The sequence below is a fragment of the Qipengyuania gaetbuli genome (genome assembly GCF_009827315.1).
In the GTDB taxonomy this organism is placed as follows: Bacteria; Pseudomonadota; Alphaproteobacteria; order Sphingomonadales; family Sphingomonadaceae; genus Qipengyuania; species Qipengyuania gaetbuli.
Genome location: NZ_WTYF01000004.1, coordinates 1,220,894 through 1,245,651 on the forward strand (window position 1 = coordinate 1,220,894; position 24,758 = coordinate 1,245,651).

Annotated in this window: 21 protein-coding genes and 1 tRNA gene; 8 read left to right on the plus strand and 14 right to left on the minus strand. The window is 64.6% G+C overall.

Features of this window, described 5'->3' with window-relative positions; all coding sequences use genetic code 11:
• Positions 1–12: 12 nt before the first annotated feature.
• The 8 genes from GRI42_RS08485 to GRI42_RS08520 all read right to left on the minus strand — a co-directional run bounded on the left by GRI42_RS08485 (position 13) and on the right by GRI42_RS08520 (position 7,274).
• On the minus strand, positions 13–1,146 hold the full coding sequence (locus GRI42_RS08485) for a TrbI/VirB10 family protein (RefSeq protein ID WP_160608039.1): 1,134 nt from the start codon (positions 1,144–1,146) through the stop codon (positions 13–15).
• Positions 1,146–1,919 carry a TrbG/VirB9 family P-type conjugative transfer protein gene (locus GRI42_RS08490; protein ID WP_160608041.1) on the minus strand — a complete coding sequence of 258 codons (774 nt, stop codon included), beginning with the start codon at positions 1,917–1,919 and terminating at the stop codon, positions 1,146–1,148. The genes GRI42_RS08485 and GRI42_RS08490 overlap by 1 nt, the downstream gene beginning before the upstream one ends.
• Positions 1,916–3,088, minus strand: a complete 1,173-nt coding sequence (locus GRI42_RS08495; RefSeq protein ID WP_160608043.1) for a type IV secretion system protein — start codon at positions 3,086–3,088, stop codon at positions 1,916–1,918. The genes GRI42_RS08490 and GRI42_RS08495 overlap by 4 nt, the downstream gene beginning before the upstream one ends.
• A complete protein-coding gene (locus GRI42_RS08500; RefSeq protein WP_160608045.1) occupies positions 3,085–5,520 on the minus strand; it encodes a VirB4 family type IV secretion/conjugal transfer ATPase in 2,436 nt (811 codons plus the stop codon). Before GRI42_RS08500 ends, GRI42_RS08495 begins: the two co-directional genes overlap by 4 nt.
• Complete coding sequence (locus tag GRI42_RS08505) at positions 5,510–5,794, minus strand: type IV secretion system protein VirB3 (RefSeq protein ID WP_160608047.1); 285 nt, start codon at positions 5,792–5,794, stop codon at positions 5,510–5,512. Before GRI42_RS08505 ends, GRI42_RS08500 begins: the two co-directional genes overlap by 11 nt.
• 1 nt (position 5,795) lies before the next feature.
• Positions 5,796–6,086 (minus strand): TrbC/VirB2 family protein, encoded by a 291-nt coding sequence (locus GRI42_RS08510; RefSeq protein WP_407692164.1) that lies wholly within the window; start codon positions 6,084–6,086, stop codon positions 5,796–5,798.
• Between the two features lie 15 nt (positions 6,087–6,101).
• Positions 6,102–6,731, minus strand: a complete 630-nt coding sequence (locus tag GRI42_RS08515; protein ID WP_234033916.1) for a lytic transglycosylase domain-containing protein — start codon at positions 6,729–6,731, stop codon at positions 6,102–6,104.
• Positions 6,732–6,893: 162 nt separating this feature from the next.
• Positions 6,894–7,274 (minus strand): hypothetical protein, encoded by a 381-nt coding sequence (locus GRI42_RS08520; protein WP_160608051.1) that lies wholly within the window; start codon positions 7,272–7,274, stop codon positions 6,894–6,896.
• A 240-nt stretch (positions 7,275–7,514) separates the two neighbouring features.
• On the opposite strand from GRI42_RS08520, the gene GRI42_RS08525 reads away from it, so the two are divergent.
• Both GRI42_RS08525 and GRI42_RS08530 read left to right on the plus strand, forming a co-directional pair.
• The gene (locus tag GRI42_RS08525; RefSeq protein WP_160608053.1) at positions 7,515–9,089 is read left to right on the plus strand and encodes a hypothetical protein; all 1,575 of its coding nucleotides are present in this window, start codon (positions 7,515–7,517) and stop codon (positions 9,087–9,089) included.
• Between the two features lie 112 nt (positions 9,090–9,201).
• On the plus strand, positions 9,202–11,916 hold the full coding sequence (locus GRI42_RS08530; RefSeq protein WP_160608055.1) for a TonB-dependent receptor domain-containing protein: 2,715 nt from the start codon (positions 9,202–9,204) through the stop codon (positions 11,914–11,916).
• Between the two features lie 72 nt (positions 11,917–11,988).
• Here GRI42_RS08530 and GRI42_RS08535 read toward each other — a convergent pair whose 3' ends face one another.
• From GRI42_RS08535 to GRI42_RS08545, 3 genes are all read right to left on the minus strand, one after another.
• On the minus strand, positions 11,989–12,663 hold the full coding sequence (locus tag GRI42_RS08535) for a response regulator transcription factor (RefSeq protein ID WP_325065315.1): 675 nt from the start codon (positions 12,661–12,663) through the stop codon (positions 11,989–11,991).
• 147 nt (positions 12,664–12,810) lie between these two features.
• Positions 12,811–14,076 (minus strand): ATP-dependent Clp protease ATP-binding subunit ClpX, encoded by a 1,266-nt coding sequence (gene clpX / locus GRI42_RS08540; RefSeq protein ID WP_160608057.1) that lies wholly within the window; start codon positions 14,074–14,076, stop codon positions 12,811–12,813.
• Between the two features lie 194 nt (positions 14,077–14,270).
• Positions 14,271–14,984, minus strand: coding sequence for an ATP-dependent Clp protease proteolytic subunit (locus tag GRI42_RS08545; RefSeq protein WP_160608059.1), 714 nt, complete (start codon positions 14,982–14,984; stop codon positions 14,271–14,273).
• A gap of 259 nt (positions 14,985–15,243) precedes the next feature.
• Here GRI42_RS08545 and GRI42_RS08550 point away from each other — a divergent pair, with 259 nt between their 5' ends.
• Genes GRI42_RS08550 through GRI42_RS08560 form a run of 3 tightly spaced genes read left to right on the plus strand, consistent with a single transcriptional unit; the run spans position 15,244 to position 20,248 of the window.
• The gene (locus GRI42_RS08550; RefSeq protein WP_234033918.1) at positions 15,244–17,292 is read left to right on the plus strand and encodes a TonB-dependent receptor plug domain-containing protein; all 2,049 of its coding nucleotides are present in this window, start codon (positions 15,244–15,246) and stop codon (positions 17,290–17,292) included.
• 40 nt (positions 17,293–17,332) lie between these two features.
• On the plus strand, positions 17,333–18,874 hold the full coding sequence (locus tag GRI42_RS08555) for an amidase (RefSeq protein WP_160608063.1): 1,542 nt from the start codon (positions 17,333–17,335) through the stop codon (positions 18,872–18,874).
• A gap of 6 nt (positions 18,875–18,880) precedes the next feature.
• On the plus strand, positions 18,881–20,248 hold the full coding sequence (locus tag GRI42_RS08560; protein WP_160608065.1) for a cation:proton antiporter: 1,368 nt from the start codon (positions 18,881–18,883) through the stop codon (positions 20,246–20,248).
• 66 nt (positions 20,249–20,314) lie between these two features.
• On the opposite strand, the gene tig is transcribed toward GRI42_RS08560, so the two are convergent.
• Both tig and GRI42_RS08570 read right to left on the minus strand, forming a co-directional pair.
• Positions 20,315–21,874, minus strand: a complete 1,560-nt coding sequence (gene tig, locus GRI42_RS08565) for a trigger factor (RefSeq protein ID WP_160608067.1) — start codon at positions 21,872–21,874, stop codon at positions 20,315–20,317.
• Between the two features lie 68 nt (positions 21,875–21,942).
• Positions 21,943–22,027: transfer RNA gene (locus GRI42_RS08570), tRNA-Leu, on the minus strand.
• Positions 22,028–22,185: 158 nt separating this feature from the next.
• Here GRI42_RS08570 and GRI42_RS13850 point away from each other — a divergent pair.
• Both GRI42_RS13850 and GRI42_RS08575 read left to right on the plus strand, forming a co-directional pair.
• Positions 22,186–22,359, plus strand: a complete 174-nt coding sequence (locus GRI42_RS13850) for a hypothetical protein (RefSeq protein WP_170290011.1) — start codon at positions 22,186–22,188, stop codon at positions 22,357–22,359.
• A gap of 39 nt (positions 22,360–22,398) precedes the next feature.
• Positions 22,399–22,683 (plus strand): DUF3297 family protein, encoded by a 285-nt coding sequence (locus GRI42_RS08575; RefSeq protein ID WP_160608069.1) that lies wholly within the window; start codon positions 22,399–22,401, stop codon positions 22,681–22,683.
• On the opposite strand, the gene GRI42_RS08580 is transcribed toward GRI42_RS08575, so the two are convergent.
• The gene (locus GRI42_RS08580; RefSeq protein ID WP_160608071.1) at positions 22,684–23,274 is read right to left on the minus strand and encodes a CHAP domain-containing protein; all 591 of its coding nucleotides are present in this window, start codon (positions 23,272–23,274) and stop codon (positions 22,684–22,686) included.
• An 88-nt stretch (positions 23,275–23,362) separates the two neighbouring features.
• Between GRI42_RS08580 and der the strand changes: the two genes are divergently transcribed.
• Positions 23,363–24,757, plus strand: coding sequence for a ribosome biogenesis GTPase Der (der, locus tag GRI42_RS08585; protein WP_160608073.1), 1,395 nt, complete (start codon positions 23,363–23,365; stop codon positions 24,755–24,757).
• The last annotated feature ends 1 nt before the right edge of the window (position 24,758 follow it).

Consider the following 24,758-nt stretch of genomic DNA (forward strand, 5'->3'; position numbering starts at 1 on the left):
CCCAGCCAGCCCTCAGCTGACCCGCGAGAAATCGAGGTCGCGCGCAGTGAAGATGCGGATCGGTTCGCCCATGCGCACGCGCACCGTCGGTCCGCGCTGACCGTCCTGCTGTGCCGCAGTGGAAGCGGCCGACTGGCCCGCTCCGCCGATGATCACGCCGCCTGCACCGCCGCTGGCGATGGTGCCGAGCCCGCCGACGACCGAGAGGAGGAGCGCGGAGCCGAAACGCTGGAAGAAACCGGCGCCCGAAACCTTGCCTTCGAGGCCCGTAGTGCCATCGAAACCGATGGCGGGCGAGGCGAGATTGACGGAAGCTCCATCCGGACGGATCAGGCGCGTCCAGATGACATAGGCGCGCTTCTGGCCGTTCTGCATGCCCGACTGGTACTGACCGATGAGGCGGCTCGAACGCGGCACCAGCACCTTGGTCCCGTCGAAGCTGCGCACATCCTGGCTGACGACTGCGCGGACATAACCGGGTACATTCGTATCGATCGCGGTTTCGAGGATCGCGGGAATAAGCGTGCCCTGCGTGACCGTGGTCGAGGGATTGGTCATGGCTTTCGCCTGGGCGGGCGCGCCGCCCACCCCGCCCACGCGGCTGGCGAAATCGGATGCGGAATTGCCCGTGGCGCTGGCTGCGCCTTCGCTCGTTGCCTCCGCAAGGGCGGCTGCCGGGCCGCTCACGACACCGCTGCCGGAATCGAAGACCACCGTCGGATTGCTGTAGGGGTTGGGCCCGGGCATCGTCTGCGGAGCCGCCGCGAGCACCGGCGCAGGTGCAGGATCGGCCATGGCGGCCTGCTGCTGCGGCGTGGGCGGCGCGATGGCCGCGTCGGCCGCCGGCGCTTCGACCGGTGCAGCCGCGACAGGTGCCTGGACCTGCGGATTGCCCACGCCTTCAGGTTCGGGAAGGCGGGCCGAATTCATGCTCCACAGCGTGATCGCGCCTAGACCAGCCACGATGGCGATACCGGCCACCATGCCGAGCGCATCGGACTTGCCGCCCGGGCGGGCGACTGCCGGAAATGCATTGCGCTGGGCCAGGTCGATGACGTCCGCATCGGCTTCGTCGCGCGGGTCGACATCATTGGCGATTCCGGCGCTGCCGGGCTTCTTCTCGGGAAGGCGCATGGCGAGACGCATCAGTTATTCCCCTTCTGGGCCAGCGCCGCATCGGGGCTGCGCGCAGGCGTCGCCGCCCGTTCGGGCCCGGTGTTGACCAGCGTGGCGCTTTCCTTGCCCGCTCGCAGTATGATCGTGCGCGGCACTCCGTCGATGACGATGGTTTCGCCGCGAACGGTGTAATTCACCGGCCCCTCGTCACCCTTGGCGTTGGTCACGAGAATTGCGGGCACATCCTTGCCGGTCGGCCAGCTGAGGAAAACCGCCTGTCCGTCATCGAAAGCACGCTCGGGCAGAAGGGCTGCATCGCCGTCCCCGCTCCAGGCGAAGTTGAGGTCTGCCGGATCGACCGCCGCGAAGGGTTCCGCTTGCGCTTGCGGTTCGGCAGCGGACTGCGCCAGCTGGGTTTTCCGGGCCTCCTCCTCGGGATCGACCGGATAATCGAAGCGCAGGACATACAGCGGCTTGGCCGTCGGCGAGGCGACGAGGTCGAACAGATAGGTGCGCTTGCTGGTCACGACCGTGAGGTTGGTCGTGGCGCGCGCCTCGAGCGGTTTCACGAACAGGATATTGGCGCGCTTGTTGGGCGTGACCTGCCAGGTGGTCGAATTGCCGATGGCGACATTCTCGATCACCTCGTCCTCGCCGAAGACGATGCTGGCCTGCACGTTCACGCGGCCCGGAATGGTGACGACGCTGAACTCGTCATAGGTGACCTCGACGAGGCGGGAGTCCGCAAATGCGGGCGTCGCTGCCAGGGTCAGGGCGAGCGCGGGGAGCACTGCGCGTTTCATCGTGATTTCTCCGTCGAAGAAGCGGGACCGCGCGCGGGCGCGGGCTTGAAGCGGCTGCCGATACCCATCGTCCGGCTGGGCCCTTCACTGGCCGGTTTCGGCTGACCGGCGGCTGAAGCGGTCGCATAGACCTTGGTGGTGCGCACGGTGCTTGACGATCCGCCCGCATCGTTTGCGGCAGGAGCGGTCGCGGTGGCCGAGACATCGATACGGCGTGCCTGTTCGCTCGCCTGGGTGGCGGCCTGTGCTGCCGCAAGCTGCTGGTGGTAGAGGGGCGATGCAGCAGGAGCCGGCGCGCTGTCGCGCTCCTCGCCGCTATTGGCGAGACCGAACACGGTCCAGCCTGCCACCATGGCTCCGGCAACCTTGAGCACCAGCACCATCAGCGCCACATGGACCGCGCCGATCATGAAGAAGGCCATGCCTGCCTGCGCTGGGACGAACCCGGGGTTGGCGGTGAGCGAGGTCAGGATCGGCACGGCGAGTTCGAGCATGATCGATCCGCCCAGCACCGCGAACAGCGGCGCGAGCGCGCACATCACCACGCCCTTGATCCAGCCGGTGAACAGGCCGCGCGTCCCGTTGAACAGCGCCATGACGACGAATACCGGCCCCAGCGCGATCAGGATGCCGAGCGCGATCTTGGTCGTGACCAGCAGGCCCACCGTGCCGAGCATGAACAGCATGGCGCCAAGCCACATCATTCCGTCGGGCGAGAAGGCGGAGAAGTCGGAATTGCCGCCGCTTGCCTCCTGGATCGCCATGAAGACCACGTCGATCTTCTGCGCGAATGTGTCGGTGGCCGAGCCACGCGTGCCGGTAAGAATTCCGGCGAGGTAATCGGGGGTCCCGATGGCGAGGTTCCACACCACGCTCTGGTAGGCGACCCAGCTCGTCGCGAAGGTCAGCACCAGTCCCAGCGTCATCATGCGCGGTACCAGGCTGCGCACGCCGAGATTGGTGCGCCCGGTCAGCAGCAGGAAGCCGAAGATCGCGATATAGAGCGTGAGGATGATGGTCAGCGTCATGCCGAGCGCGCCGCCGGGCGCGAACAGGCGCCCGAAGGCCATGGCCGAGGCCTCGCCCGCCACGCAGTCCACACCGCGCAGGGCGGCGGCGACGCCGTTGCCTACCTGCTCGGCGGCCTGCTGGCAGGTCGCGCTCGTCATTCTGCCGCCAATGCGAGATTGAGGTCGTCGTCATGCAGCAGATCGTTCGCCCCGCCCGGCCAGGCCTTGCCGGTGAGGGCCGGGAACCAGTCGGCAGGCGCATCGCCCATCGCTTCGCGCAGCAGGTCGAGGCGGCGGACCGAACTTTCGCGGCCCGAGAGCAGCGTCAGCACTTCGGGCGCACCCGACAGGTCGAGGCGGACCACCACGCTGGCATCCGGCTGGCGCACGAGGAAGCAGCGGCTGTGTGCCGGCAGCGTGCGGATGAGTGCGAGTTCGTGGCTCGTTAGACCGAAGCCGTCGCAATAATCCTCTGCCCGCGCGCGGCTGTTGGGCATGAAGACCATGGTCGCCGTCTGTTCGACCAGCGCGGTCGAGATACGGCTTTCCAGCGCGTCACGCGCCGACTGGGTGGCGAAGCCGACCAGCGCATTGCGTTTGCGCAGCGTCTTCAGCCAGTCGCGGATACGGGCGGCGAAAACCTCGTCGTCGAGCGCCTTCCAGCCCTCGTCGATGAGGATCATCGTGGGCTTGCCGTCAAGGCGTTCCTCGATCCGGTGGAAGAGGTACATCATCGTCGGCGTGCGCAGCTTGGGGTTTTCCAGCAGCGCGGTCATGTCGAAACCCAGCACGCGCGCGGTGAGGTCCAGCTTGTCCTCCCGGTTGTCGAACAGCCAGGCGTTCTCGCCCTCTCCGATCCACGCCGAGAGACGGTCCGCCAGATCGCCCGGCTGTGGGCGCTTGCTGCCGGACAGCAGTTCGCGGAAGTGGCGCAGGCGGCGCAGCGAAGCGTCATTGGCATAAGCAGCGTCGACCGCATGGGCGATCGTGGTGTCCTCTTCCGGCCCTTCGGCCTTGAGAAGGACACCCAGCCAGTCGCGCAGGAACGCCCTGTTGCCGGGCGTATCGGGCAGGGCCAGCGGGTTGAAGCCGGTCGGCTCCCCGCTGCGGATGCTGTCGTAACGCCCACCAATGCCGCGCACGAACAGTTCCGCGCCGCGATCCTTGTCGAACAGGATCGTGCGCGGGCTGAACTTCTGCGCCTGCGCGGCGAGGAAATTCATCACCACGGTCTTGCCCGATCCGCTCGGCCCGATGACCGAGAAATTGCCGAGATCGCCGTGGTGGAAATTGAAGAAGAACGGCGTCGCGCTGGTGGTTTCCAGCAGCGTGACCGCGTCGCCCCAGTGATTGCCCTGCGCCTGCCCCAGGGCGAAACCGTGGAGCGAACCGAAGCTGGCCATGTTGGCGCTGGAAATCAGCGCGCGGCGCACGAGATAACCCTCGTTGCCGGGGAACTGGCCCCAGAAAGCAGGCTCGAGATTGGTGTCCTCGCGCACCGCGATCGCGCCCGTGTCTGCCAGCGCGGCGGCGCAGGCGGCGGTCGCGTCATCGAGGCGGCCGAGGTCGCGTTCGCGCACCATAACGGTCAGGTGATGATCGCCGAACCCGACCGCGCCGTTACCCAGCGCGTCGCGCGCGGCCATCATGTCGGCCCGTTCCGCCATCGCTTCCTCGTCCGCGGACTTCAGGCGGCGGATCGAGAGATCCATCCGCTCGCGCGCGGTCTGGCGTTCTGCCGGGGCGTAGCTTTCCGATACGACCATCTCGTAGGGAAGGCGCAGCAGGCCATCGAGCAGGCCCGGGCTGGTCGCTTCGGGATAGTCCTTGAGGCCTAGGATCGCACCGAAATCGGGCGAGCCCGACCCGCGCAGTTCCATCGCGTCGAGGCCGAAGCTGACGCGGCGATAGGGCAGCATAAGGCCGATATCGACATCGTCCGAAGGCTTGCGCACGGGGCGCATCTCGCCGTTGTAGAGCGCCGAGAGCAATTCGAGCAGTTCCGAGTTCAAATTGCCCTGCGGCCCGACATATTCGCCCAGCGGCACCGCGCCATAGGCCTGCAGCGAAGCCACCAGGCCCTGCGAGGCAGCGCGCAGCGAGCGCAGGTCCTTGGGATCGGGTTCGAGCCCTTCCTTGTTACGCCGGGCTTTCTTCGAAATCTTCTCGACCCAGCCCGCCTTGCCGCGCGCGGGGCGGCGGATGAGCGTGATGAACTGGTCGTTCACGAACAGCTGTCCGGACCCGAGGCGCTCCTTCCAGCGCGCATCGATGTGTCGGCTGATCGGATCGGGGAACTGGGCGTCGAGTTCCACCGCGACGCGGCGGCGGATCACGTGATGATAGAGGACGAAGCGCGCATCGAGAGTCGAGCGCAGCATCACTTCGCGCGTGGCGGCATGGGCGTTTAGCGCCTCGCTATCCTCGGTCTCGAAAAGGAGGCCGGGGACCTGGATGGCGGTCATCACGCTGCCGTCGCGCAGCAGCAGCGTGTTCTCGTCGACGAGGCGTGCATAGGGCAGGCGGTCGCCCGCACGGGCTTCCTTGGCGCTCCACGAGGCCGGGCCGATCCATTTGTGATCACGCGGCATAGCTGTTGCATCCCCAGCGCTTGTAATTCGGCACGCGCGGGCACTTCGACACCTTGGTGATCCACAGATCGAAGATGCGCGGTTCGCGCAGGCAGGCGAAATAGCCGACGCCGTGCATGACCACGAAGGTCAGCACCGCGAGCCAGCTGCCGGTGATCAGGAATGCCTCTGTTGTCACCACCCCGTTGATGATGAAGTAGTTGAACGTCACGCCCGCGAACATCTGTGGGCGGGTGAGCGCTCTGTGGACGGGATGGCGGACGAGCGCGGTCATGTCAGGCCGCGACGCCCTGGATACCGGCGACGATCGATGCGGCACCGAACAGGATGAAGACACCGATGATGACGGTCGCACCGAAGCGCCAGTTGAGGCGACCGGTCAACATCATGAAGCCGACGGCGGCCACGGCCATCACCGCAACTGCAGTGGCAACATTGCCGAGTAGCGTGCCCTGCAGCCAGCCGAGCGCATTAACGATCGGGCCGGAGCCGGCCGGATCGGCAGCCTGCGCCATGGCGGCGGTGGGGCTGAGAAGCAGGGCCAGTGCGGCCGCGCGGGTAACGATCGATTTCAAGTCGGACTACTCCCTTGAGTGATCGGCCAAGCGACCCATGATCGCGGCCACGTAATTCTGCGTTTCGCGGATGCGCGGAATGCCGTTCGCTCGCTCCACCCGGCCGGGGCCGGCATTGTAGGCGGCAAGCGCCTTTTCGAGGTCGCCGTCGAAGCGGTCGAGCTGTTCGCGAAGGTACCGCGCGCCGCCTTCCAGATTGGCGAAGGGATCGCGCGGGTCGACACCTAGGTCGCGCGCGGTGCCGGGCATCAACTGCGCCAGGCCCTGCGCCCCGACAGGGGAGACGGCATTGTGCCGCCAGCGGCTTTCCTGCCAAACCACGGCTTCGATTAGCGAGGGCGAGAGGTCGAAACGGGCAGCCAGTTCATTGACCTTGGCGCGGTAGGCATCGGGAACGCCTGCTGCATGGCGCGCGGTATCGCCGATAATATGGTCCGGAATTTCGACTTCCGCCGGGACTGCGGAAAGCTCGTTGGTTGTCGCGATTTCCGAAAGGTCAGCCGGCTGCGCGGCGCCAGCACCGGATATCCAGCGCGCGCCGTCCGCATCGATCTCCATGACATCCGCCTTCGCCGGGAAGGCGGCGGGCAGCGTACAGGCCAGTCCTGCAGCTATTGCCCAGTGTGTACGAATCATCGTCGAACACCCTCCGTGCGGCCCCTCTGCGGACCTTACATGACATCAAGGTGACAAGAAGCTGAATGCAGGGGAAATCCTCAGCTTTCGACGTAGCCGCAAAAGGAAACGGCCCGCCTCCCAGGTCGGAAAGCGGGCCGCAAAGGCTCGGTGTTTAACCTGTCAGCGGCTGGCGAGTGCCGCGTAATCCTTGAAGTCCTGCCCATCGACCATGGCCAGCCCCCGCCGTGCAAGGACGCGCGAGTCGACCCACTGGCCGCCCGCAGTCTCGAGCCGATAGCGATCCCTTAGGGCAGCAGCCTCGGCAAACTTGGCGCGCGCCGCGTCTTCCTGGCCCAGGCGCGCAAGCGCGATGCCGTGATTGATCAGCCTCGCCGGATCGTCATTGGCAAGGTCGCTGTTCTCGATCGCGGCGAGCGCGGCGAGGTCATTGCCGGCGACCAGTTCCTCGTAGCCCACATCCATCGAAGGTGCGGGGCTCGCCACGACCTCGATCGGGCCCGAACCCATGACCATCAGCGTAGCGGCAGCGATGAGCGACATATGATTTTTCTCCCAAGTTCTTTGATGAGAATATGCGGGTTTGTTTTAGCGCCTGCAACAAAACCGTAACATTGTCACAAATCTGCAATGGAGGGCCTGAGCCGGATTTCCTGTTGAAACTGCAACAGAACGGTCACGAAGCATCACAAACTGTCACACGCCGCCCCTAGCCGGCGAATCGCGATCACGAATTCGCATTCGAGTTTTCCGATTCACCCGGTTTTTGAGGGGACCGTATCCGTGACCAATTTTTACCGTTCGCTTGTTCTTGGCTGCTCCGCACTGGCGCTGAGCGCCTGCGGGGCCGACGAAATCGTTTCGCCCGGCACCGGCGGCAACATCACCATCAACAACCCGACGCCGACTCCCACGCCGACGCCGACGCCCACCCCGACAAGCTCGCTCGTCACCCCGGCCAACGGCTGCCCGACGATCAGCGACCCGCAGGGCCTGACCGACAGCGGGACCATCACCGGCCCGACCGGCGAATACCGCGTCTGCACGCTGCCGGCGCGCTTCAACGCCAGCTCGACCCTGCCCTACATCAAGGGCTTGCTCTATCGCATCAACGGCCGCGTCGATGTCGGCACCGATGGCGGTCCGGCTCCGGACGCCAGCGACGGCTTGTCGGACACCAATGTCGAACTGACCATCGAGCCGGGCGTGATCCTCTACGCATCGGGATCGAGCTTCCTCAACGTAAACCGCGGCAACACGATCGAAGCCAACGGCACGGCCGAGCGCCCGATCGTCTTCACCAGCCGCGACAACGTCCTCGGCCTCAACGGCGGCAGCTCCTCGGGCCAGTGGGGCGGTGTCGTCCTGTCAGGCCGTGCACCGGTGACCGACTGTATCGCTTCGGGCGCGACCCCAGGTAGCGTGAACTGCGAGCGTCAGGTCGAGGGTGCCGCCGATCCGGCGATCTTCGGCGGCGCGACGCCGGGCGACAGCTCGGGCAGCATGAAGTTCGTCCAGATCCGCTATTCGGGCTTCGTCCTGTCGGGCGACAACGAACTGCAGTCGCTCACCACCGGCGGCATCGGTTCGGGCACGACGCTGGAGAACATCATGAGCTACAACAGCTCGGATGACGGCGTCGAATTCTTCGGCGGTCGCGTCAACGTGAAGCGCCTCGTCGTGGTCGGCGCGGAAGACGACAGCCTCGACACCGACACGGGCGTGAAGGCCAACATGCAGTACGTCATCGCCATCCAGCGCCCCGGCGCCGGCGACACGATCATCGAGGCCGATTCCGACAACGCCTTCAACGATTCAACCCCGCGTCAGGACACCCGCATCTCGAATGCGACCTTCGTCCACCAGAACGCCATCGACCAGGTCGTGCGTATCCGCGGCTTTGCCGACTACCGCATTGCCAACTCGGTCATCTGGTCGCGCAACGACACGCGTTGCCTGCGCATCGACGGCCAGGAAGAACTGACCCGCGCCGCCAATGCCGCCATCGACGAAGCCGGCCCCGTCGCCTTCGACTCGCTGGTTCTCGACTGTGCCATGCCCTTCCGCGACAGCTCGGGCGCGACCGCAGCCGACATCAAGGCGGTGTTCGATGCCGGCACGAACAACAATTCGGCCTTCACCAACACGCTCTCGATGCTGTTCGTGAACGGGGCGAACGAGAATGCCGTGCCGGTGTTCAACGTGACCGCCTGGTCTAGCTTCTTCGAGCTCCCGACCAACATCGGCGCCGCTTACCCGGGCAACAACAGCTGGGTGAACGGCTGGACCTGCAACTCGGCCACGGTGACCTTCGACAATGCCGTGACCGCCTGCACCAGCCTGCCGGTCTACAACTAATCGCCTTTGCGGGGCGGGAGCGGTGCATCGACGCATCGCTCCCGCCTTCAATCCAATCAGCGGGGGCACGTCTCCCGTAACGACACCGACCTAGTTCAAGGGGGTCATTCCAATGTCCACTGGCAAGCAGCTTGCAGGGCTGCTCCTGCTTACCACCGCCCTCACCTATCCCGCCGCCGCGATCGCGCAGAGCACCGGTGATGAGGATGAGGTTTTCGACACCCAGCCGGCTGAAGAGGCCGCGGAAGAAGAGCAGGTCGAAGAACAGGCGCAGCCCGATATTTCCGTGCCGGGCGGCGCGATCATCGTGACCGGTCGCCGCCAGCGCGACGTCACGCGTTCGTCGAGCCAGGTCATCACCGTGCTCGACACCGAGAGCATCGCCCGCACTGGCGAAGGCGACATTGCAGGCGCATTGGGCCGCGTGACCGGCCTTTCGACACAGGGCAACGGTCTCGTTTACGTGCGCGGCCTCGGCGACCGCTATTCGCTGGCGCTGCTCAACGGCCTCCCGCTGCCCTCGCCCGAGCCGCTTAGCCGCGTGGTCCCGCTCGACATTTTCCCGACCAACGTGGTCGCATCGAGCCTCGTCCAGAAAACCTATTCGGCCAACTTCCCCGGTGAATTCGGCGGCGGCGTGATCAACCTCACGACCCGCGCCATCCCGACGGAAAGCTTCGTCACCATTTCCGGCTCGATCAGCGGCGACAGCGAGACCACTTTCGGTCCCGGCTACAGCTATTACGGCGGCGCCTACGACTGGACCGGCTTCGACAATGGCCGCCGCGACATTTCCAACTATGCCGCGCTGCAGGGCTTCTTCGACAGCGGTGCGCGCATCGGCGATGACGATGTCGACCTGCGCGGCATCCTTGGCGACCTCAACGACCCGAACCTGATCCTGGTCCAGAAAATCGGCGACCTGCCGGTCAATTTCTCTGCCGGCCTCACCGCCGGCACGGCCGTGGACGTGTTTTCCGACGGCCAGTTCGGCGTCATCGCAACGGCATCGATCAGTAACAAATGGCGCAACCGCTTCATCACGCGGCAGACCGCCAACAATGCCGAACTGGAACTCGACAGCGACTTCCGGGAATTCGCGACCGACAACCGCATGCTCGTGAACGGACTGCTCGGTTTCGGGCTGGAAGTCGGGCAGCACCGTTTCCGCCTGACCAACCTCTTCATCCGCGATACGCTCAAGCGCGCATCGCTGGCGGAAGGGACCGACCTGCAGGATGACGATGACGAGCTGATCCAGGAGACCGGCTGGTACGAACGCCAGCTGTTCAACACGCAGGCCGTGGCCGAGCTGGAGTTCAACGATCTCTCGATCGACCTGCGCGCCGGCTATGCCCAGACACAGCGCGAGGCGCCGTTCGAATACCGCTTCGAATATGCCGACAACAAGAACCCGAATGATCCGTTCGCCGGCATCTTCCTCAACACGCTCGACCCGCAGCGCGGCGGCGCACTAGTGGCCTTTTCGGACCTGACCGAGGACCTCTACTACGGCGGCATCGATGTCGGCTACGTGTTCACCAACTGGCTTTCGGCCACGGTCGGCTATGCCTATACGGACACCAGCCGCCTATCGAGCCGCCGCGAATTCGACATTCGCGCATCTACCACCTTCCCCACGGTCTTCGGCGCCTTCCGGCCCGACAATTTGCTGGGTGATGCGCTGCTCGACCTCGCGTTCGACCGCGAGGCGCAGGCAGCCGCAGGCCTCGAGCCCTACGAACTCAACATTTTCGAGACGACCCAGACCGACCCGGCCTTCCAGGCGGATCTGACGATCCACGGCGCCTATGCCAAGGCGACGCTGACCCCGATCGACGTGGTCTCGCTCGACCTCGGCGTGCGCTACGAGGATGCCGACCAGTCGGTCCGGGCAGTCGAGGTCTTCGCCGACCCGATCGGTTCGACCAGCAGCACCGCGCTGGCCAACAGCTATTGGCTGCCGGGCGCGACGCTGACCTGGGAGATCACCGACGACCTGCAGTTCCGCGCCAGCGCGTCCAAGACCATTGCGCGCCCGCAGTTCCGCGAGCTCATTTTCCAGACGTATTTCGATCCGGAAACCAACCGCCAGTTCAACGGCAACCCGCGCCTGGTCGACAGCGAGCTGATCAACGCCGAAGCCCGCCTCGAATATTACTTCGATGCCGGCAGCAGGATCAGCGTCGCGGGCTTCTACAAGGACATCGAGAACCCGATCGAGGTCTTCACCAGCTTCTCGGACAACGACATCATTTCCGGCTTTGCCAATGCGCCCAAGGCCCAGCTGTATGGTGGCGAACTCGAGATCCAGTGGAACTACGATCTCTATGACCTTGGCGAATGGTTCGACACCAAACGCTTCGTGGCGATTGCGAACTATACCTACACCCAGTCAGAAATCAGCGTCGGGCCGGACGATATCGCGCAGGTCTTCCCCTTCGCAGGCCAGCCGGCGACGAACTTCTTCGACGACGGGGTTCCGCTTACCGGTCAGTCCGACCACCTCGTGAACGTCCAGCTGGGCCTCGAGGACACGGAAACGCTGAGCCAGTTCACGGTGCTGCTGAAATATGCCAGCGAACGTGTGACCAGCCGCGGTGCAGGCCCGCTGCCCGACATCATCGAGGAGCCGGGCTTCCAGCTCGACCTCGTGGCAAGGCAGGGTTTCGATCTCTTCGGCAGCGAGCTCGAACTCAAGCTTGAGGCGCGCAACCTCACCGGAACCGACCACCAGGAATTCCAGACCAATGGCACGAACCGCGTGGACGTGAACAGCTACACGGTCGGTCGCAGCGTCAGCCTCGGGGCTTCGCTGAAGTTCTGATCATCGTTCGCAAGCAAAATGAAAGGGCCGCCCCCACTCGGGAGCGGCCCTTTTTTTGTGCCTTCGAAGGTCTCAGTGGCTGTCGTAGACATACCCCATCGAACGCACGGTCCTGATCGGATCTCCTGCACCAACGGCCCGCAGCGCCCGGCGCAGTCGGCCGATCCAAACGTCCACGGTCCGCTCGTCTATCGGGGGTTCCTGCTTGCCGAGCCCGTCGATCAAGTCCTGCCGTGACAGGACGCGGTCGGCATTCTCGGCGAAATAGCGCAGGAGGCGGAATTCGTTGGGCCGCAGCGATATGGCCTTGCCGGCCCAGCGTGCCTGCAATGCGCCCATGTCGATTTCCAGCTCGCCCAGCATGAACGGTCGCCCGGCAATAAGGCCGGTCTTGCCCGTCCCCAGCGCGAGCACGCGATCAAGCACCGTGGTGCGATCGACCGGACCGACGAGGTAATCGTCGGCGCCGGCGGCCAGCGCGCGCCGCTTGTCTTCAGCATCGCAGCTTTCGAGCACCATGGTGATATGCGCATGGGCCGTGCGCGGGTCTGCGCGCAGGCGGCGGCACATCTCGAGGCCCGAGAGATCCTCCAGCACCCAGTCGACGAAAGCGCATATCGGCCCCTCGATCAGCCGTTGCGGGCCGGCGGGCGTCAGCCGGTCGAAGCGGTAGATCGCCTCGCCGTGATCGAATTCCGGAAAATTGGCCCCATTCTCGTCGGTCATGAGGATCGTAATGACTTCCACCCGCAGCACCCTTCAGCCCCGTTGCAGAGGCTTCGATGGCGCACGGATGTGACTGCGATGTGACCGTAAAAGGCGGGTTGTAACAAAACGGCGCCCGACCCGATCAGGGACGGACGCCGCCGGTTGTTTGCTTGGACGAAAAGCGGTTTAGGCCGCTTCTTCCTTGGTCTTCTTGCCGCCGTGGACCTGGATCGGGTCCTTCTTGCCTTCGACAACGTCGGCATCGATCACGATTTCGGTCACGCCGTCCATGTCGGGCAGGTCGAACATGGTGTCGAGCAGGATGCCTTCGACGATCGAGCGCAGGCCGCGCGCGCCGGTCTTACGCTTGATGGCCTTTTCGGCGATCGTCTTGAGCGCGTCTTCCTGGAAGGTCAGTTCCACGTCCTCGAGCTCGAACAGCTTCTGGTACTGCTTGACCAGTGCGTTCTTCGGCTCGGTCAGGATGGTGACCAGCGCTTCCACGTCGAGATCGCGCAGCGTGGCGATGACGGGCAGGCGGCCGACGAATTCAGGGATGAGGCCGAACTTGAGGAGATCTTCCGGTTCGCCCTTTTCGAGCAGCTCGCCCACACGGCGCTTGTCAGGATCGGCGACATGCGCGCCGAAGCCGATCGAACGCTTCTGCAGGCGGTCGGCGATGATCTTTTCCAGCCCTGCGAACGCGCCGCCGCAGATGAACAGGATGTTCGTCGTGTCGACCTGCAGGAATTCCTGCTGCGGGTGCTTGCGGCCGCCCTGCGGCGGGACGCTGGCCGTGGTGCCTTCCATCAGCTTGAGCAGCGCCTGCTGCACGCCTTCACCCGACACGTCGCGGGTGATCGAGGGATTTTCCGCCTTGCGGGTAATCTTGTCGATCTCGTCGATGTAGACGATGCCGTGCTGGGCCTTCTCGACGTTGTAGTCGGACGCCTGCAGCAGCTTGAGGATGATGTTCTCCACGTCCTCGCCCACGTAACCGGCTTCGGTCAGCGTGGTGGCGTCGGCCATGGTGAAGGGCACATCGAACGTGCGCGCCAGCGTCTGGGCCAGCAGCGTCTTGCCCGAACCGGTCGGGCCGACCAGCAGGATGTTCGACTTGGCGAGTTCGACGCCATCTGCCTTGCCGCTGTGCTTGAGGCGCTTGTAGTGGTTGTGCACCGCGACCGAGAGGACGCGCTTGGCGCGGTCCTGGCCGATCACGTAATCGTTCAGCGTGGCGAAGATTTCCGAAGGGGTCGGGACGTCCCCGTCCTTCTTGCCGGAGATGCCGGCCTTCGTTTCTTCGCGGATGATATCGTTGCACAGCTCGACGCATTCGTCGCAGATGAACACGGTCGGGCCCGCGATCAGCTTGCGCACTTCGTGCTGCGACTTGCCGCAGAAGCTGCAATACAGCGTGGATTTGCTATCGGTACCGCTCAACTTGGTCATATCCTGCTCTGTCCCGCTGTTTCTCCCGTTTTACGGGGATTCGCCGACATTAGGCCGGTGCGGGATTGGGTCAATATCATAGGTACAGTCATCCCCTTGCCACAAGCTGAAGCGGCAAGGTTGCCCAAATCCTACGACGATTTCGCAACAGTCCGGTTGCGGGACGGTAAAAACCGCTCCGCCACGGTGCTGTCTTACTCGGGCGCGCCGCCCGAGCCCTTGTCTTCGTCCTTGGTCGGCTCCTCGCCGCCTTCGGTTTCCGGACGGGCTTCGAAAACCTTGTCCACGATGCCGAACTTCATCGCTTCGTCGGCTTCGAGGAAGGTGTCGCGGTCCATCGCCTTCTCGATCGCGGTGAGGCTCTGGCCGGTATACTTTACGTAAAGATCGTTCATGCGCTTGCGGATGCGCAGGATCTCGCGAGCCTGGATCTCGATGTCCGACGCCATGCCGCGTGCACCGCCCGAGGGCTGGTGGACCATGATACGGGCGTTGGGCAGCGCGATACGCATGCCGGGCTCGCCCGCCGCCAGCAGGAAGCTGCCCATCGAGGCGGCCTGGCCGATGCAGACGGTCGAAACGCGCGGCTTGATGTACTGCATGGTGTCGTGGATCGCCATGCCGGCCGTCACCACGCCGCCGGGCGAATTGATGTACATGCTGATCGGCTTCGAAGGGTTCTCGCTCTCGAGGAAGAGCAGCTGCGCCACGATCAGCGACGCCATGTTGTCTTCCACCTGGCCGGTCACGAAGACGATACGTTCGCGCAGCAGGCGGCTGAAGATGTCGAAGGCCCGTTCGCCCCGGCTCGACTGCTCGACCACCGTGGGCACCAGCGCCCCGGTTACGGGGTCGTGGGTGAACTGGCCCTGGGTGCCGTGCGCATCGTTGCCGAACAGGTTGATCATGTAGGTCCTCGTCTGGATTGGTTCGGGCCTATGTCGCGATAGCTGGCAGGATGTTCAAGGCCTTTAACCACCCCGCCAGTCCGCACCTGTGGGTTCCATGTCGTTCGTCGGGGGACAAAGCGCTTCGTCGGCATCGATCCCGTTTTGGTCGAAGGTCGATTCAAGCAATCGGCTACGGTTGTAAACGACAACCATGGAGAGAACGACAAAACAGCCATTTCGCAGGACTTTAGCGCTCACGACGACCGCGATTGCGGCGTTGATCGCAAGCCCTGCCCTTGCGCGGAACACCGCACCTACCAATCCCGCTCCGCCCAGCGAACCCGCACCCGCCACCACCGGTGCGCGGGTGTTCGAACCGTCCTATTTCGACCAGTTCGCGCCGCGCAATGCACTCGACATGGTCAGCCGCATCCCGGGCTTCACCATTTCGGGCGGCAACGACAACGGCCAGCGCGGTCTCGGCCAGGCGAACCAGAACGTGCTGGTCAACGGCCAGCGGTTTTCCAGCAAGTCCGACAGCCTGCGCGACCAGTTGGCGCGCATTTCCGCCGACGACGTCGTGCGGATCGAGCTGGTCGACGGCAACATGCTGGAAATTCCCGGCCTCACCGGCCTCGTCGCCAATGTGATCTACGAGAATACCGGCGCATCGGGCCAGTTTCGCTGGAACACCGGCTTTCGCGCGCACAATACCGAGGCGCAGCTCTACGGCGGCGAAATTTCGCTTTCGGGCACCAGCGGCAAGCTCGACTTCACCGTGGCCCTTTCGAACGACAACAACCGCTTCGGCGCAGACGGTCCGACATGGATCTACGGCCCTGACGGTGCGCTGCTAGAAGAGCAGAGCACGAAGTTTTCCGGCGGGTTCGACAATCCCAAGCTCGCCACGAACTTCACCTACCGCTTCAGCGAACACACCATCGCCAATCTCAATCTGAGTTACGGCGAAGACTTCTTCTTCCGCGACGAGCCGGAAATTGGCACGCCAGTCAGCGGCCCCATGCGCTTTCGCGACGTGGTGGTGCGCGAGAACGGCCCCGAATACGAAATCGGCGGCGATATCGAATTCCCTCTCGGCCCGGGCAAGCTCAAGCTGATCGGGCTGGAGCGGTACGAACGCGACAATTTCTCGAGCGAAGTAGTCGACAGTTTCGACGACGGGTCTCTACCCACCGGCTCCCGCTACGAGCAGACCAACGGCATTGGCGAACGTATCGGCAGGTTCGAATACGGCTGGTCGATGCTGGACGCGGACTGGCAATTGTCGGGCGAGGCGGCTTTCAACCGGCTCGACCGGGCAGCTTCGCTGTTCACGCTGGCACCGGACGGCCGGTTCGAGCCGGTCCCCTTCCCCTTCGGCAACGGCGAGGTGAGCGAGGACCGCTATGAAGGTGCCTTGAGCTTTTCCAAGGCGATCACGCCGAAATTGTCCGTGCAGGCGATCGCCTCGGGCGAATTCTCGACCATCGAGCAGACCGGCGTTGCCGCCAATTCGCGCAGCTTCCGGCGCCCCAAGGGCTCGCTCGCCTTCACGTGGAAGCCCGAGGGGGATTTCGACGTCTCGCTGACCGCCGCGCGGCGGGTGAGCCAGCTTTCCTTCGGCGACTTCCTCGCCAGCGTCTCGCTCAACGAGGACAACGAGAATGGCGGCAACAACGAGCTCGTCCCCTACCAGAGCTGGGACCTCGAACTGGAGGTCAACAAGGGGCTGGGCGCATGGGGATCGCTCAAGTTCCAGGCACGCCAGGCCTGGTTCGAGGATTTCATCGACTGGTTCCCGCTGCCCGACGGGCGCGAGGCACGCGGCAATATCGGCGATGCCGACCGCCTGCATCTCGCACTTTCCGGCACGATCAAGTTCGACCCCATGGGCCTCGAAGGTGCCCGCTTCGATTTCGAGGCGGTGAAGCGCTGGATGAGCGTGACCGACCCCTTCACCGGAGAAGACCGACCCTTCTCCTACGATCTGATCGACAGCTTCTCGGGCGATTTCCGCCACGACATTCCGGATACGGACTTCGCGTATGGTGCAGGCGTCTTCACGAACAACCAGGCGCCCTATTCGCGGCGCTACGAGATCGGACGCAACTGGGAAGGGCCGACCTTCGCCAATGTGTTCATCGAGCACAAGGACGTGATGGGCCTGACCGTGCGCGCACTCGTCGGTAACGTGCTGGGGGCCCGCAACTACTTCGAACGCACGGTTTTCGACGGGTCGCGGCCCGATGGCGACGTCCTGTTCCGCGAAGTGACCGACCGGCGTATCGGCCCGATCTTCCGCTTCACGGTGAGCGGCGACTTCTAAGCGCGTTTGCAAAGCGGCGGCCCTGTGGCAGGAAGGCGGCATGACGCCTCGCCTGCTCAGCGCCGCCGCGCTTCTCGCCGCCGCCTCCCCGCTTGCCGCGCAGGAGGTTGCCACCCCGCCCGTGGCCGAACGCTCCGCCGCTGACGGCGAAAGGCTTTCGCCGGGCGATACCGCCGCTCGCTATGCCGAGCGGATCGCGGCAATCGACGATGCAGGGCCGATGCTCAATTCGGTCATCGTCTACGATACCAATCCGCGTGACGGTGCAGACGCGCTGGGCGGCGCAAGCCTGCTGGCCGGCCGCACAGTGCTGGTGAAGGACAATATCGAGACAAGCGAATGGGCCACCACGGCTGGCAGCCTCGCCCTGATCGGCAACAAGACCGGTCGTGATGCGCCCCTCATTGCCAATCTGCGCCGCAATGGTGGTTTCGTCCTGGGCAAGACCAATCTCTCCGAATGGGCAAATATCCGCGACAATGATTCCACCAGCGGGTGGAGCGCGGTGGGCGGACTGACCCGCAATCCCCACGCCATCGACCGTAACGCCTGCGGCTCGTCTTCGGGCAGCGGCGCGGCAGTGGCAGCAGGCCTCGCCTGGGCCGCCATCGGGACCGAGACCAACGGATCGATCACCTGCCCAGCGAGCATCAACGGCATCGTCGGTTTCAAGCCCAGCGTGGGACTTGTCAGCCGCACCCATGTCGTGCCGATTTCGAGCACGCAGGACACGGCGGGACCGATGACGCAGAGCGTCGCCGATGCGGCACTGCTGCTGAGCGCCATTGCGGGCGAGGACAGCGTGGATGCGGCCACCATCGGCGTGCCGCGCCGGGCGGACTATTGGTCGGGCCTTGGCGATTTCAGCCTGCAGGGCGTGCGGATCGGCGTCATGCGCAAGCAGGTCGGCAATCGCGACGATCTGAAGGACGTCTTCGAGACAGCCCTCGGGGACCTCGAAAGAGCAGGAGCGATCCTCGTCGACATCGAGTTCGATCCGAACTCCGAAATGTACGGTGACAGCTTCACCGTGCTGATGTTCGAATTGCGCGAGGAAATGGGCAAATACCTCGCCAGCCTGCCGGGCGAAAACCTGCCCCGCAGCTTGGCCGAGCTCATCGCCTTCAACACCTACAATGCGGGCGAGGAAATGCGCTGGTTCGGGCAGGACCTGTTCGAGCTTGCGGAAACCACCACCGACCGCGCCGCTTACGAAATGGCGCGCGAGAATGCCGTGCGCATCGCGGGCGTCGAGACGCTCGACAAGCTAATGGCGGACAATGACGTGGCCTTTCTGGTAGCTCCCACCCGCGGCCCCTCGTGGACGACCGATCTTGTCAACGGCGACAATTTCAATGGCAGCATCGGCTTCGGATCGCCTGCAGCGATTGCGGGCTATCCGCACCTGACCGTGCCGATGGGCCAGATCGAGGCCCTGCCGGTCGGCATCAGTTTCTTCGGCGGCAAGTGGCGCGATTTCGACGTCCTGCAGCTGGGCGCCGCCTACGAACGCGTCCGCAGCGCCGAACTGGCAACGCCATCGCTGGAACGGTGGAGTCCCCCGGCAGAGGCGGACAAGTAAGCGCGGATGGAATTCGATCCGCGCATCTTCCTGTTCGTCCTGTTCGGTCTCGGGCTGACCCTCGCGGTCACGCTGGAAAAGTGGCTGGCAAAATACTGGCTGTCGCTTCCCATCGTCTATGTGGCGGCGGGTTATCTCGTCTTCTCGCTCCCGATCGGATTGCCGCACATCAACCCGACCGTCGACGGCTTCGATGCGGTGGCCCTCGAATATGTGACAGAGTTCATCGTCATCGCCTCGCTGATGGCGGCGGGCATCGCGATCGACCGCCCGGTCAGCTGGAAGAACTGGGGCCAGATCTGGCCCTTGCTGCTGGTGGCCATGCCGCTGACAATCGCAGCGGTGGCCTGGCTCGGCTGGTGGGCACTGGGCCTTGCGCCTGCCTCCGCCTTGCTGCTGGGGGCGGCGATGGCACCGACCGACCCGGTGCTTGCCCGCAGCGTCCAGGTAGGCCCGCCGGGCGAGAACAAGCGGCACGACGTACGCTTCTCGCTCACCGTCGAGGCAGGCCTCAACGACGGCCTCGCCTTTCCTTTCACCTACCTCGCGATTGCCGCGGTCGGCATGAGTTCGCTCGGCGCCTGGACGCTGGAGTGGGCTGCGCTCGACCTCGTCTGGCGGATCGTCGCGGGCGTCGCGATGGGCTGGGCCGTGGGCCGCGCGGGCGCCTGGTACGTGTTCGAGCGCGAGGCTGACGCTCCTATCGAAGAACTGGAGAACGAAGAGGACAGCGGCGTCGACCAGCCGACCTATTCGACCAGCGAAGGGCTGATCGTGCTCGGCACGCTCCTGCTTGCCTATGGGCTTGCGGAGATGGTCGAAGGCTATGGCTTCATCGCCGTCTTTGTCGGGGCGGTCACGGCCCGGCAGCGCGAGAACCGCAGCCGCTATCACAAGCTGAGCCACCACTTCATCGACCAGATCGAGCAGATCGTGCTGGTCGCGGTGCTGTTCGGGTTCGGCGCCATGCTGGCAAGCGGGGTGCTGGACGCGCTGACCTGGCCGGCCGCGCTGGTGGGGCTTGCACTGATCTTCGTCATCCGCCCGGTTGCGGGGCTGATGGCGGAAGCGAATTGCAACCTGCCGCTGGTCGGCAAGCTCACCGTCGCCTTCCTCGGCGTGCGGGGGATGGGGTCGATCTACTACCTCGCCTACGGGCAGAACCACGCCGATTTCCAAGGGCTGGACCTGCTCTGGGCGCTGGCGAGCTTCATCATCCTCACCTCGATCGTCGTGCACGGCATCCTTGCAGGGCCGCTGATCCGCCATGCGGAGCGTCGCAACGCGCATATCCATGACGGGCAGGAAGACACGATCGATCGCCTCACTCCCGAAAGCAGGAGCTTGAGGGTGCAGCCCGATCCCAAGCTCTAGCGCGGCAGGCAAGCAAAAGGGCGGCCGGATCACTCCGACCGCCCTCGAATGCTTTTCGCCGAATGATTACTTCTTGGCGGCAGGCTTCTTCGCAGGAGCCTTCTTGGCAGCGGGCTTCTTGGCCGCGGCCTTCTTGGCGGGAGCCTTCTTCTCGCCTTCGTCCTTCTTGGCGGCTGCCTTCTTCGCCGGAGCCTTCTTGGCCGGCTTCTCGTCGGCCTTCTTGTCTTCGGCCTTCTTGGCAGGAGCCTTCTTCTTGGCGGGGGCCTTCTTCTTGGCAGGCTTGGCCGCTTCGGCGGTTTCTTCCGCTTCGATGGCAGCTTCCAGTTCCTCGCGCGTCACTTCGCGGTCGGTGATTTCGGACTTGTCGAACAGGAAGTCGACGACCTTGTCTTCGTAGAGCGGGGCGCGCAGCTGGGCGGCGGCCATCGGCTCCGACTGGACGTACTGGATGAAGCGTTCACGGTCTTCGGCGCGGTACTGCTGGGCAGCCTGCTGGATGAGCATGCTCATTTCCTGCGAGGTGACCTGCACGTTGTTGGCCTGGCCGATTTCCGACAGCAGCAGGCCGAGGCGCACGCGGCGTTCGGCGATCGAGCGGTAGTCGTCCTTCTCGGCTTCTATTTCCTTCAGCATGGCTTCCGGATCGTCCGAACGGGCGGCTTCCTGCTGGAGCTGGGTCCAGATCTGATCGAACTCGGCATCCACCATGCCCTGCGGGACGGCGAAGTCGTGACCGGCAGCCAGCTGGTCGAGCAGCGAGCGCTTCATCTGGGTGCGGGTAAGGCCGGCAGTTTCCTGCTCGAGCTGGCCGCGCATCAGTTCCTTGAGCTTGTCGAGACCGTCGAGGCCGAAGTTCTTGGCGAAGGCATCGTCGATTTCGGTCTCGCCCTCGACCTTGACCGCCTGCACGGTCACGTCGAATTCGGCTTCCTTGCCGGCAAGGTGCGCGGCCTGGTAATCTTCGGGGAAGGTGACCGTGATGGTCTTCTTGTCGCCCGTCTTCACGCCGGTCAGCTGGTCTTCGAAGCCGGGGATGAACATGCCCGAGCCGAGCACCAGCGGGGTGTTCTCGGCCTTGCCGCCTTCGAATTCGACGCCGTCGACGCGGCCCACGAAGTCGATGATCAGCTGGTCGCCATCGGCGGCCTTCTTCGACTTGGCGGCATCCTTGTAGCTCTTGTTGTTGGCGGCGAGCATCTTGATCGCGTCCATGACCTGATCGTCACTGACGGGGACCGTCAGGCGTTCGATGGCAAGACCGTCGACCGAGGGAGCCTCGATCTGGGGGAGCACTTCAAGCTCGACCGTGACCTTGGCATCCTTGCCGTCGGCATAGTCGGCGCCGAGTTCGACCTTGGGCTGCATCGCGGGACGTAGTTCGTTGTCGGTCATGACCTTGTCGACCGATTCGCGGATCATGTCGTTCACGGCCTGCGCGTGCAGCTGTTCGCCATGCATCTTGCGGACGAGATTCGCCGGGACCTTGCCGGGGCGGAAGCCGGGCATCTTCACCTGCGGGGCGATCTTCTTGATCTCGCTATCGATCCGGCCGTCGATTTCCTTGGCCGAAATGGTGATCGAATAGGCGCGCTTCAGGCCGTCATTGGCGGTTTCTTTGATCTGCATGGGATGAAAACTCGTGACTTTCCAAGTGTCTAAATATGGCGCGAAGGCTAAATACGTCCGCGACGGACTGGTGCGGGCGAAGGGACTCGAACCCCCACATCTTTCGATACTGGTACCTAAAACCAGCGCGTCTACCAGTTCCGCCACGCCCGCTAACCCGAACGAAGCTGCACGTAGGCGACGGGCGCCACGCGTATAGGCGCGTGCCTCTAGTCGGGTCGGGCGAAAAGGGCAAGCGCGGCAGCACGACGGGAACGTCCTGTCCCCGCGAGACGTTTTCAAACTGCTGCCGACCGAGCAAAGGACACCCCATGGCCACACAGCCCGACCCCGACCGGATCGACCCCTCCGCACCGCCGGAGATGCCGCCCCCGCAGCAGCCGAACGAAAGCCCGATGGAAGAGCCGCCCGGCATCGAGCCGCTCCAGCCGGACTATGACGAGCCCTCGCCCTCCCCGCTGGAGACGCCGCCCCCGCCGGATTGACCTTGCGGGCAGGCTCAAGCGCGACTAGTGGCGCGACCCATGAGCGACGACACCAAAGCAGACCTTCCGCCCGACCACCTTTCGGTCAACCCCAAGAGCGAGCATTTCGACGTCGAAGTGCTGAAGCGCGGCGTGGGAATCCGCTTCAAGGGCCGCGAGCGAACCGACATCGAGGAATATTCGATTTCCGAAGGCTGGGTGCGCGTCCAGGCCGGCAAAACCGTCGACCGCAAGGGCAATCCGCTGACGCTGAAGCTGAGCGGCCCGGTCGAAGCCTGGTACGAAGACCTTGGCGACAATCCGCCGGTCAACAAGGCCGACTGATCACTCCGCGTAACCGGCGAAAGCCGACAGGAACTCGCGCGAGGTCTTACTCGGTGCGGGAGCTTGCGCAATCTGCACCGACGCCGCCGGACGCGGGCTGCGCGCCCTGTCGGAATAGATGAACCCGGCCGTCGGCCAGCGCGTAGTCCCGAGGTCGCCGATCGGCGCATACCACACCTGCACCTCGCTCCAGTCGTTTGCAGCGGAGACGTCCTGTGCCAGCACGTCCTTCTCGACCTGCCCGCGGCGGCCGTTCACTGGCGACCAGTTCGCATGGTCGAGCAGGATGCGGCGCGAATCGATCACGCGGCTCACGGTCGCGACATGGCCGAGTTCCATCGAGCGGTGCGGCCTGAAGGCCAGGACTGCGCCGGGCCGCGGCGCACTGCCGGTCGCATAGCGACCCTGCGCCTGGTCCCACCAGGTATGGGCATCGCCATAAAGCTCGATCCCCGAAACCTCGCGCGCATAGGGCGCGCACTGGATGTAGGCGGTCAGTTCCTCGGACCCGTCGCTGGCATGGGCGGGTGCGTCCGACATGGCGGTCGCAGCGAAAAGACAGGCGGCGGTGGATGCGGCTAGCTTTCTCATGCCTCCGGCATAATTGGACATGGTTAAGACAGGCCTAAGCCGCGCGCACTTGCCAATTCGCCCGCAAGAGGCCACTTGCCGCGACAGAATGAGCGCCTCCAAACCTACCGTCATCATCATCGGCCGGCCCAACGTGGGCAAGTCCACCCTGTTCAACAGGCTGGTCGGCAAGAAACTCGCCCTGGTCGACGACCAGCCCGGCGTCACGCGCGACCGTCGGATGGGCGATGCCGTGATCGCAGGGCTCGAGTTCACCGTGGTCGACACCGCAGGCTGGGAAGACGAGGACGCCGAAACGCTGCCGGGCCGGATGCGCAAGCAGACCGAGGTCAGCCTGGAAGGCGCCGATGCCGCGCTGTTCGTCATCGATGCACGTGCGGGCATCACCCCGCTGGACGAGGAAATCGCCCGCTGGCTGCGCGAGCAGGAAGTGCCGGTCGTGCTCGTCGCCAACAAGGCCGAAGGCAAGGCGGCAGAAGCAGGCATCTACGAAAGCTATTCGCTGGGTCTTGGAGAACCGCTTGGTATCTCGGCCGAACACGGCGAAGGCGTGGCCGACCTGTTCGGCGGCTTGTGGCCGCTGATCGGCGCCAAGGCCGAAGAAGCCGAAACGGCTGCCGAGTTCGAGTCCGAGGACGATGAAGAGGCCCTGTCCGGTCCGCTCAAGCTGGCGATCGTCGGGCGTCCCAATGCCGGCAAGTCCACGCTGATCAACCAGCTGCTGGGCGAAGACCGCCTGCTGACCGGTCCAGAGGCCGGGATCACCCGCGATTCCATCGCCGTGGACTGGGAATGGTTCGATCCCAAGGCCAACGAGACGCGCCAGATCCGCCTGATCGACACCGCCGGTATGCGCAAGCGCGCCCGTGTGGTCGACAAGCTCGAGAAACTGTCGGTCGCAGACGCGCGCCGCGCGATCGATTTCGCCGAGGTCGTGGTGCTATTGCTCGATGCGACCAAGGGGCTCGAACACCAGGACCTCAAGATCGCCAGCCAGGTGCTCGAAGAAGGCCGTGCACTGATGGTCGCGATCAACAAGTGGGATATCGCGGAAAACGCGAGCTCGCTGTTCAACGGCATCCGCGAGGCGCTGAACGAAGGGCTGGCACAGGTCCGCGGCGTGCCGCTGTTCGCGGTGTCCGCCAAGACCGGCAAGGGCCTCGACACCATGCTGTCCGCGGCCTTCGAACTGCGCGAGGCGTGGAGCCGCCGCGTACCGACTGCCGCGCTCAATCGCTGGTTCGACGACGCGCTGGAAGCAAACCCGCCGCCCGCGCCCAAGGGCAAGCGCATCAAGCTGCGTTACATTACCCAGGCCAGCACCCGCCCGCCGCGCTTCGTCGTGTTCGGCACCCGGCTGGACATGCTGCCGAAGAGCTACGAGCGCTATCTCGTCAACGGCATCCGCCAGAAGCTGGGCTTCGATGCGGTGCCGGTCCGCGTCGTGCTGAAGTCGCCCAAGAACCCGTACAAGAAGGACTGAT

Excerpts from the sequence above, each read along its gene's own strand:
- GRI42_RS08485 (WP_160608039.1), bottom strand. The coding sequence starts at position 1,146 with ATGCGTCTCGCCATGCGCCTTCCCGAGAAGAAGCCCGGCAGCGCCGGA.
- GRI42_RS08490 (WP_160608041.1), bottom strand. The coding sequence starts at position 1,919 with ATGAAACGCGCAGTGCTCCCCGCGCTCGCCCTGACCCTGGCAGCGACG.
- GRI42_RS08495 (WP_160608043.1), bottom strand. The coding sequence starts at position 3,088 with ATGACGAGCGCGACCTGCCAGCAGGCCGCCGAGCAGGTAGGCAACGGC.
- GRI42_RS08500 (WP_160608045.1), bottom strand. The coding sequence starts at position 5,520 with ATGCCGCGTGATCACAAATGGATCGGCCCGGCCTCGTGGAGCGCCAAG.
- GRI42_RS08505 (WP_160608047.1), bottom strand. The coding sequence starts at position 5,794 with ATGACCGCGCTCGTCCGCCATCCCGTCCACAGAGCGCTCACCCGCCCA.
- GRI42_RS08515 (WP_234033916.1), bottom strand. The coding sequence starts at position 6,731 with ATGATTCGTACACACTGGGCAATAGCTGCAGGACTGGCCTGTACGCTG.
- GRI42_RS08520 (WP_160608051.1), bottom strand. The coding sequence starts at position 7,274 with ATGTCGCTCATCGCTGCCGCTACGCTGATGGTCATGGGTTCGGGCCCG.
- GRI42_RS08530 (WP_160608055.1), top strand. The coding sequence starts at position 9,202 with ATGTCCACTGGCAAGCAGCTTGCAGGGCTGCTCCTGCTTACCACCGCC.
- clpX (WP_160608057.1), bottom strand. The coding sequence starts at position 14,076 with ATGACCAAGTTGAGCGGTACCGATAGCAAATCCACGCTGTATTGCAGC.
- GRI42_RS08545 (WP_160608059.1), bottom strand. The coding sequence starts at position 14,984 with ATGATCAACCTGTTCGGCAACGATGCGCACGGCACCCAGGGCCAGTTC.
- GRI42_RS08555 (WP_160608063.1), top strand. The coding sequence starts at position 17,333 with ATGACGCCTCGCCTGCTCAGCGCCGCCGCGCTTCTCGCCGCCGCCTCC.
- GRI42_RS08560 (WP_160608065.1), top strand. The coding sequence starts at position 18,881 with ATGGAATTCGATCCGCGCATCTTCCTGTTCGTCCTGTTCGGTCTCGGG.
- tig (WP_160608067.1), bottom strand. The coding sequence starts at position 21,874 with ATGCAGATCAAAGAAACCGCCAATGACGGCCTGAAGCGCGCCTATTCG.
- GRI42_RS13850 (WP_170290011.1), top strand. The coding sequence starts at position 22,186 with ATGGCCACACAGCCCGACCCCGACCGGATCGACCCCTCCGCACCGCCG.
- GRI42_RS08575 (WP_160608069.1), top strand. The coding sequence starts at position 22,399 with ATGAGCGACGACACCAAAGCAGACCTTCCGCCCGACCACCTTTCGGTC.
- GRI42_RS08580 (WP_160608071.1), bottom strand. The coding sequence starts at position 23,274 with ATGAGAAAGCTAGCCGCATCCACCGCCGCCTGTCTTTTCGCTGCGACC.
- der (WP_160608073.1), top strand. The coding sequence starts at position 23,363 with ATGAGCGCCTCCAAACCTACCGTCATCATCATCGGCCGGCCCAACGTG.